The organism is uncultured Thiodictyon sp. (assembly GCF_903828115.1).
Classification (GTDB): domain Bacteria; phylum Pseudomonadota; class Gammaproteobacteria; order Chromatiales; family Chromatiaceae; genus Thiodictyon.
In genome coordinates this window covers 1-7,550 of record NZ_CAIKKU010000599.1, presented here as the reverse complement: position 1 = coordinate 7,550, position 7,550 = coordinate 1, and the positions used below count along the sequence as shown (strand labels likewise).

Here is a 7,550-nt window from a genome sequence, read left to right as displayed (position 1 = left end):
GAGTCTCTCGAACCCCAAAGCGTATCGCTTCTCCGATTACGACAACGACAACGACAACGATTGCGTTTAACGTGTTATCGACTCGTTACATCGCATCAACCGATGCGCCCCGCCACCGACCCCAGGAGCAGCACCGCGCTCGCGGCGACCGTGATCAGCACATTGTCGTCGATGGGGCCGAATTCATAGCGCTCGATCCAGGTCGCGACCACCGCGGAGGCCACCCCCCACCAGGGGATCGATGGATCGGCCTGGCCGCCGATCACCCAGCCGAGCGGGACACAGACGATCAGCATAAAGAGGTTGCCGATGGGACTCTTGGAGCGGCGGCGCACCAGTGCATTGCGCGCAATGCCGGTCACGCCGTCGCCGAAGGCCATATAGAGCGCGGGGAGTATTGCGAGCCAGGGGTCGCCGAGCAGCCACCACAGGCCGGAGACCGAGAGACCCCACATCAGGGCAAACTTCACGTCATTGGTATTGTCCGGAGTCTGGAACCAGTACATCCGCAGCCCCAGGCGATGGGCAAGCAGGGTAAACAGCGTAAACAGCAGCCCCGCGATCAGGGGCCACCAGGGATCGGTAAAGACCAGCGGCACCACCAGTGACCCGACCCCGCCGGCCAGCATATGGACGATCTTGCGGTTGTAATAGACCGCACGGATCGGCTCCATGCCGCGCGCGACCATGGCCCGATAGGGGATGAGGGTCCCGAAGAGCACCGCGAGCACATAGAGGCCCATGCCGAGTGCCCACCACAGTTGCGACGAGAACCTCATGCACCCTCCCCCATCGGCTCCAGTTGTCCGATCGCCTCGATCACGAGCGGGTTCAGGCCCGCCCCACCCTGGGCGCGTACATGCTCGATGATCTGCCGACGCATACGCGGTTCCCAGAAGCGCTTTAGATGATTGGCGACTTCCTCGCGCCCCTGTGCGGAGTCCGGCCAGGCGCCGAAGAAATCGCCGATCTGGTTGGCTTGTTTGATGAGGTTTTGGATGTCCATTGGTTGCTCGCGGAAAGAAGTACGTTAGAACGTTAGGCTCGCGCCGCCGCCCGGCGTCGTTGTCGTTGTCGTTGTCGTTGTCGTAATCCAGGTTATCGTAGTGGCCCGGATTCTCGCACCCAAAATTGCACCGCTTTTCCGCTTGTGATTACGAAAACGATTACGACAACGATTACGACAACGACAACGACAACGATGGTATCTGTGTTTAGCTTGTTCTTGGCTCGTTACTAAAGCACTTCCGTGCTTTCCCACGGATGGGTATAGACCAGCATCCGCTCGCCCCGGGCGAAGCCGATCAGGGTGAGATGGGCGGCCTGGGCCAGGCGAATGGCGGCGGCGGTCGGGGCTGAGACCGCCACCAGCAGACCGATGCCGGCGGTCATCGCCTTCTGGACCATCTCGTAGCTCGCCCGGCTGGTGCAGATGGCAAAGCCGTCCGCCGGGTCGGTGCCCTGCCACGTCAGGGCGCCGATCAGCTTGTCCAGGGCATTGTGCCGCCCCACGTCCTCGCGCACCAGCCGCACGGCCCCGTCCGCCCCGACCCAGGCGGCCGCGTGGCCGCCGCCGGTCAGGCGAAACAGGGGCTGGTGCCGCGGCAGGTCCGCGAGTGCGCGGGCGATGGCGCCGGGGCGCGGGCGGCAGGTCCGCTCGACCGGGACCGTCGGACGCTCCAGCGCCTGCAGGCTCTCCACGCCGCACAGGCCGCAACCGGTCCGTCCGGCCAGGGTCCGGCGCCGCTCCTTCAATGCGGCGAAGCGCGCGGCGGATATCCTCATGCGGGCCTCGATCCCGCCCTGGACCTGGACCAGTTCGCAGTCATGGAGTTCTGCGGCGGCCCCCAGGATGCCCTCCCCCAGGCTGAAGCCCAGCACGAAGTCCGCGAGATCGACCGGGGTGACCAACATGACTGCGTGGGAGATACGGTTGTAGACCAGGGCGAGCGGGACCTCCTCGATGACCTGGTCGGGGCGCTCGAGCGCCTGGCCGCCCTCCAGTTGCAGGACCTGCACGCCTTGGTGGCTGGGCCAGTCGGCCTTTTCCTCCGGGCCTCGCAAGGGCGTTGCGGTACCGGTGAGATACCAGTTGGCGGCGGGTTCAGGGCTATCTTCTTCGCGGCTGCAAGCCGCTCCCACGGGGGCCGTTTGCGGTCCCTGGCAGGCGTGCATGGCGCCCACTCAAGGCTCGACCGCTGCCGCGGACCCGGGCAGCAGGTCCAGTTGCCGTTTGGAGAAGCGGCGGTGGCGTTCCTGCCAGGCGGAAGGCTGGCTGACCAGGACGACCTCGACCGCGGTGACCTTATACTCCGGGCAGTTGGTCGCCCAGTCCGAATTGTCCGTAGTGATCACGTTGGCGCCGGACTCCGGGAAGTGAAAGGTGGTATAGACCACACCGGGCTGGACGCGCCCGGTGAGGGTGGCACGCAGGACCGTGTCCCCGGCGCGGCTCGCCACGCCCACCCAATCGCCCTCATGAATGCCCCGATCTTCCGCGTCCTGGGGGTGGATCTCCAGCCGGTCCTCGGCGTGCCACTGGACGTTGGCCGTGCGCCGCGTCTGGGCCCCCACATTGTATTGCGAGAGGATGCGGCCGGTGGTGAGGATCAGCGGATAGCGGTGAGTGACCCGCTCCGTGGTCGGCACATAATGGGTGACCATGAAACGCCCCTTGCCGCGGACGAACTCATCCACATGCATGATCGGCGTACCGTCCGGGTGAGCGGCATTGCAGGGCCACTGGATGCTGCCCAGGGTGTCTAGGCGCGCATAGCTCACGCCAGTGAAGCTGGGGGTGAGGCGGGCGATCTCGTCCATGACCTCCGATGGGTGCCGGTAGTCCATGGGATAGCCCAGGGCCTGGGACAGGGCCACCGTGACTTCCCAGTCCGCCAGTCCGGCCAGCGGCGGCATGACCTTGCGTACCCGGGAGATGCGCCGCTCCGCATTGGTGAAGGTGCCGTCCTTCTCCAGGAAGCTCGAGCCGGGCAGGAAGACATGGGCGTATTTCGCGGTCTCATTCAGGAACAGGTCCTGGACCACCACGCACTCCATGGCGGACATGGCCGCCTGGACGTGCTGCGTATTCGGGTCCGACTGGACGATGTCCTCGCCCTCGCAATAGAGACCGCGGAAGCTCCCGTCCAAGGCCGCCTCGAACATATTGGGGATGCGCAGGCCCGGCTCCGGATCGATCGCCACCCCCCAGGCGTCGTGGAACAGGCGGCGGGTCTCCGCGTCCGAGACGTGGCGATAGCCGGGCAGCTCGTGCGGGAAGGAGCCCATGTCGCAGGACCCCTGGACATTGTTCTGACCGCGCAGTGGATTCACCCCCACACCCAGGCGGCCGATATTGCCGGTGGCCATGGCGAGATTGGCGATGCCCATGACCATGGTCGAGCCCTGGCTGTGCTCGGTGACCCCCAGGCCGTAATAGATGGCGGCGTTGGCAGCACCGGCATAGAGCCGGGCGGCGCCGCGGATCAACTCGGCGGGCACGCCGGTGACCGTCGCCAGGGCCTCCGGGGACTGCGCGGGCTGGGCGACATGGGCGCGCCAGGCGGCGAATGACGCGGGCTCGCAGCGCGCGGCCACGAAGGCCTCGTTCACCAGACCTTCGGTGACGATCACATGGGCGAGCGCATTGACGATGGCGACATTGGTCCCGGGCAGCAGCTTCAGATGAAAGTCCGCCGCCACGTGCGGGCTCTTCACCAGGTCGATCCGGCGCGGGTCCACCACGATGAGCCGGGCGCCCTGGCGCAGCCGCCGCTTCAATTGGGAGGCGAATACCGGATGCCCGTCCGTGGGATTGGCACCGATCACCACGATCACATCGGCCGCGAGCACCGAGTCGAAGGTCTGGGTGCCGGCGGACTCGCCGAGTGTCTGCTTGAGCCCATAACCGGTAGGCGAGTGACAGACCCGGGCGCAGGTGTCCACATTGTTGTTGCCGAAGGCGGCGCGCACCAGCTTCTGGACCAGATAGGTCTCCTCATTGGTGCAGCGCGAGGAGGTGATACCGCCGACCGACCCCCGCCCGTACTGCGCCTGGATGCGCTTGAACTCGGCGGCGGCATAGCCTAAGGCCTCATCCCAGGACACCGGCCGCCAGGGGTCATGGATGGACTTGCGGATCATCGGGGTCGTGATCCGGTCCGGGTGGGTCGCATAGCCCCAGGCAAAGCGGCCCTTGACACAGGAATGGCCGTGATTGGCCTGCCCGTCCTTCCAGGGGACCATGCGCACCACCGTGTTGCCCTTGAGCTGCGCCTCGAATGCGCAGCCGACGCCGCAATAGGCACAGGTGGTCACGACCGACTGCTGCGCCTGTCCCATCTCAATCACGGACTTTTCCATCAGGGTCGCGGTGGGACAGGCCTGGACACAGGCCCCGCAGGAGACGCATTCGGATTCCATGAAGGGCTGGTTCTCACCCGCGCTGACATGGGCATCGAAGCCGCGCCCGGAGATGGTGAGGGCAAAGGTCCCCTGCACCTCGGCGCAGGCCCGCACGCAGCGGCTGCAGACGATGCACTTGGCCGGGTCGAAGCTGAAATAGGGATTGGAGTCGTCCTTCGGTGCGGCGCTGCCGACAGCGAAGTGATTGGCCCCGTCCATCCCATAGCGGACCTCGCGCAGGCCCACCACGCCGGCCATGTCCTGCAACTCGCAATCGCCGTTGGCGGAACAGGTGAGGCAGTCGAGCGGGTGGTCCGAGATATAGAGTTCCATGACCCCGCGGCGGACCGCGGCGAGTTTGTCGGTCTGGGTCCGGACCCGCATCCCCTCCTCCACCGGCGTGGTGCAGGAGGCCGGATAGCCGCGCCGGCCCTCGATCTCCACCAGGCACAGGCGGCAGGAGCCGAAGGGCTCCAGGCTGTCGGTGGCGCACAGTTTGGGGACCCGACTGCCGACCGACTCCGCCGCGCGCATGACCGAAGTGCCCTCCGGGACCTGCACCGCGGCGCCGTCGATGGTCAGCGTCACCAGGCGCTCGGAGGCGCGGGCGGGGGTACCGAAGTCGGGGTCACGGGGGAGGGACATGGCTTGCCTCTTGAAGAAAGTACGTTAGTACGTTAGTACGGAAGTACGTTAGTACGGAAGTACGTTAGTACGGAAGTACGCGGCCGACCGCTGACACGCCCTCTTCCCGTACTCCCGTACTAACGTACTAACGTACTTTCTTACTCACGTACTTCTCTTGAAGTCCTCCGGGAAGTGCCGCAGCGCCGATTGCACCGGATAGGGTGCCATGCCGCCCAAGGCACAGAGTGAGCCATTGAGCATCGTATCGCACAGGGACTCGAGCAGGGCGAGGTTGGCGGCGCGCGCCTGGCCGGCGATGATGCGGTCGATGACCTCGACCCCGCGCCGGGAGCCGATCCGACAGGGGGTGCACTTGCCGCATGATTCGTGGGCGCAGAATTCCATGGCATAGCGGGCCATGCGCGCCATGTCCACCGTGTCGTCGAAGGCGACGATACCGCCGTGTCCGATCATGGCCCCGATCTTGACATAGGCCTCGTAATCCAGGGGGATGTCGAATTGGGACTCGGGGACATAGGCCCCAAGCGGCCCGCCCACCTGCACCGCGCGAATGGGTCGGCCGCTGGCGGAGCCGCCGCCATAGTCGTAGAGCATCTCATTCAAGGTCAGCCCGAAGGCCTTCTCCACCAGGCCGCCGTGGCGGATATTGCCCGCCAACTGGAATGGCAAGGTCCCGTGTGAGCGGCCTACCCCGTAATCGCGATAGAAGGCCGCGCCTTGGGCCAGGATGATCGGGACCGAGGCCAGGCTCATGGCATTGTTGATCACGGTCGGGCGACCGAAGAGTCCGGCAATGGCCGGCAGCGGCGGCTTGAAACGTACCAGGCCGGGCCGGCCCTCCAGGCTCTCCAGCATGGCGGTCTCCTCGCCGCAGATATAGGCCCCGGCGCCCATGCGCAGTTCCAACTCGAAGGTGCGGCCGGAACCGAGCAGGTCCGGCCCCAGGAACCCCGCCGCCCGCGCCCGGGCGATGGCCGTCTCCATGATCCGGAAGGCATGGGGGTATTCGGAGCGGGAATAGATATAGCCCTGGGTCGCACCCACCGCCAGGGCGGCGATGGTGGTCCCCTCGATCAGACAATAAGGGTCGCCCTCCATCAACATGCGGTCGGAGAAGGTGCCGGAGTCGCCCTCGTCCGCGTTGCAGACGACATACTTGGGCGCGAGCGGGGCAGCGCGGACCGTGGCCCACTTGATCCCGGTCGGGAAGGCGGCGCCGCCGCGCCCGCGCAGGCCGGAGTCGGTGACCTCCTGCACGATCTGGGCGGGCTCAAGTCCGATGGCGCGCGTCAGCCCGGCGAAGCCGCCATGTGCCTGGTAGTCCTCGAGGCTCAGGGGGTCGGTCAGCCCCACCCGGGCGAAGGTGAGGCGCTCCTGGCCGGCCAGGTAGGGCATCAGGGCGGTGAGGCCGTGGCCCAGGCGGTGGGGCTCGCCGCTCAGAAAGCCGGCCGCGAACAGGTCGGGTACATCCTGTGCCCGGACCGGGCCATAGGCCATGCGCCCGGCCGGGGTCGCGACCTCCACCAGCGGTTCCACCCAATAGAGCCCGCGCGACCCGTTGCGCACCAGTTCGATCGGCAGGCCGCGCCGCTGTGCCTCGATCTCAAGCGACCGCGCGACCTGGTCCGCGCCCACCGATAGTGCGCCCGAATCGCCCGGCACATAGACCCGCTGGGGCCGGCTCGCGGTCAGGGGCGGGCTCATGCCGGGACCCCGGCGCCGCGCAGTCCGGCGATCAGCGCGTCGAAGCGGTCCGGGTCTACGCGCCCGAGGATCTCGTCATCGACCCGCACGGCGGGGGAGCAGGCGCAGTTGCCCAGGCAGTAGACCGGCTCCAGCGTCAGGGCGCCGTCCGCGCTGGTCTGGTAATAATCCAGACCCAGGACGGCGCGGGCGTGGGCCTCCAGCGCCAGACCGCCCAGCGCCTGACAGGACTCGGCCCGGCAGAGCTGCAGCACATGGCGGCCGGGCGGGGCGCGGCGGAAGTCGTGATAGAAGTCGAGCACCCCCTGGACCTCGGCCCGGGAGCAGTTGAGCGCGTCGGCGATCAGCGGCACCGCCGCGCCCGGGACCCAGCCCAGGTGACGCTGGATCGCGTGCAGAATGGGCAGCATGGCGCCGGGCCGGTCACGGTGGGCCGCGATGATGGGGCCGACCTGACCCGCGTGGTCAGGTGCGGGATCGGCGGCGGCGGAGTTCGACATACCGGTGGCTCTTCAGGGATCGATGCGCGGCTGGTGCCAGTCCTTTGCAAGGACCGGACCGGTCAGCCAGGCGCCCGGCGCGCCGGGGCCGGGCAGGCGGCGATCGGTCCGCACAGCGGACCCTACGGTGCCGTTGGGTCCGCTGTGCGGACCAGCGACCTCCCGGTCAACAGGGCGGGCGGGCCGGGCGCGCGCGGCCAGGATCGGACCCGGGACCGCGGATCCGCCTGCGTCGATTATGCAACAGGTGTCACCAAGACGCGATCGACGCTGAGACAGGCACGTTATCAGGCG

Annotated in this window: 6 protein-coding genes; all 6 read right to left on the bottom strand. The window is 67.2% G+C overall.

The features are described from left to right. Nucleotides 1-95: 95 nt before the first annotated feature. The 6 genes from QZY48_RS22630 to QZY48_RS22605 all read right to left on the bottom strand — a co-directional run bounded on the left by QZY48_RS22630 (nucleotide 96) and on the right by QZY48_RS22605 (nucleotide 7,256). Nucleotides 96-779: a hypothetical protein gene (locus QZY48_RS22630; RefSeq protein WP_295435374.1), complete on the bottom strand. Its 684-nt coding sequence runs from the start codon at nucleotides 777-779 to the stop codon at nucleotides 96-98. After that, on the bottom strand, nucleotides 776-1,006 hold the full coding sequence (locus tag QZY48_RS22625; RefSeq protein ID WP_295435372.1) for a formate dehydrogenase subunit delta: 231 nt from the start codon (nucleotides 1,004-1,006) through the stop codon (nucleotides 776-778). The genes QZY48_RS22630 and QZY48_RS22625 overlap by 4 nt, the downstream gene beginning before the upstream one ends. A 230-nt stretch (nucleotides 1,007-1,236) precedes the next feature. Further along, entirely contained in the window at nucleotides 1,237-2,175 is a 939-nt protein-coding gene (fdhD, locus tag QZY48_RS22620; RefSeq protein ID WP_295435370.1) for a formate dehydrogenase accessory sulfurtransferase FdhD, read from the bottom strand. A gap of 9 nt (nucleotides 2,176-2,184) precedes the next feature. Further along, a complete protein-coding gene (gene fdhF / locus QZY48_RS22615; RefSeq protein WP_295435368.1) occupies nucleotides 2,185-5,049 on the bottom strand; it encodes a formate dehydrogenase subunit alpha in 2,865 nt (954 codons plus the stop codon). A 144-nt stretch (nucleotides 5,050-5,193) separates the two neighbouring features. Then, complete coding sequence (locus QZY48_RS22610) at nucleotides 5,194-6,756, bottom strand: NADH-quinone oxidoreductase subunit NuoF (protein WP_295435366.1); 1,563 nt, start codon at nucleotides 6,754-6,756, stop codon at nucleotides 5,194-5,196. Next, complete coding sequence (locus QZY48_RS22605) at nucleotides 6,753-7,256, bottom strand: formate dehydrogenase subunit gamma (RefSeq protein ID WP_295435364.1); 504 nt, start codon at nucleotides 7,254-7,256, stop codon at nucleotides 6,753-6,755. The genes QZY48_RS22610 and QZY48_RS22605 overlap by 4 nt, the downstream gene beginning before the upstream one ends. Nucleotides 7,257-7,550: the final 294 nt, after the last annotated feature.

Coding starts and splice junctions, on each gene's coding strand:
- QZY48_RS22630 (WP_295435374.1), bottom strand. CDS start 779: ATGAGGTTCTCGTCGCAACTGTGGTGGGCACTCGGCATGGGCCTCTAT.
- QZY48_RS22625 (WP_295435372.1), bottom strand. CDS start 1,006: ATGGACATCCAAAACCTCATCAAACAAGCCAACCAGATCGGCGATTTC.
- fdhD (WP_295435370.1), bottom strand. CDS start 2,175: ATGCACGCCTGCCAGGGACCGCAAACGGCCCCCGTGGGAGCGGCTTGC.
- fdhF (WP_295435368.1), bottom strand. CDS start 5,049: ATGTCCCTCCCCCGTGACCCCGACTTCGGTACCCCCGCCCGCGCCTCC.
- QZY48_RS22610 (WP_295435366.1), bottom strand. CDS start 6,756: ATGAGCCCGCCCCTGACCGCGAGCCGGCCCCAGCGGGTCTATGTGCCG.
- QZY48_RS22605 (WP_295435364.1), bottom strand. CDS start 7,256: ATGTCGAACTCCGCCGCCGCCGATCCCGCACCTGACCACGCGGGTCAG.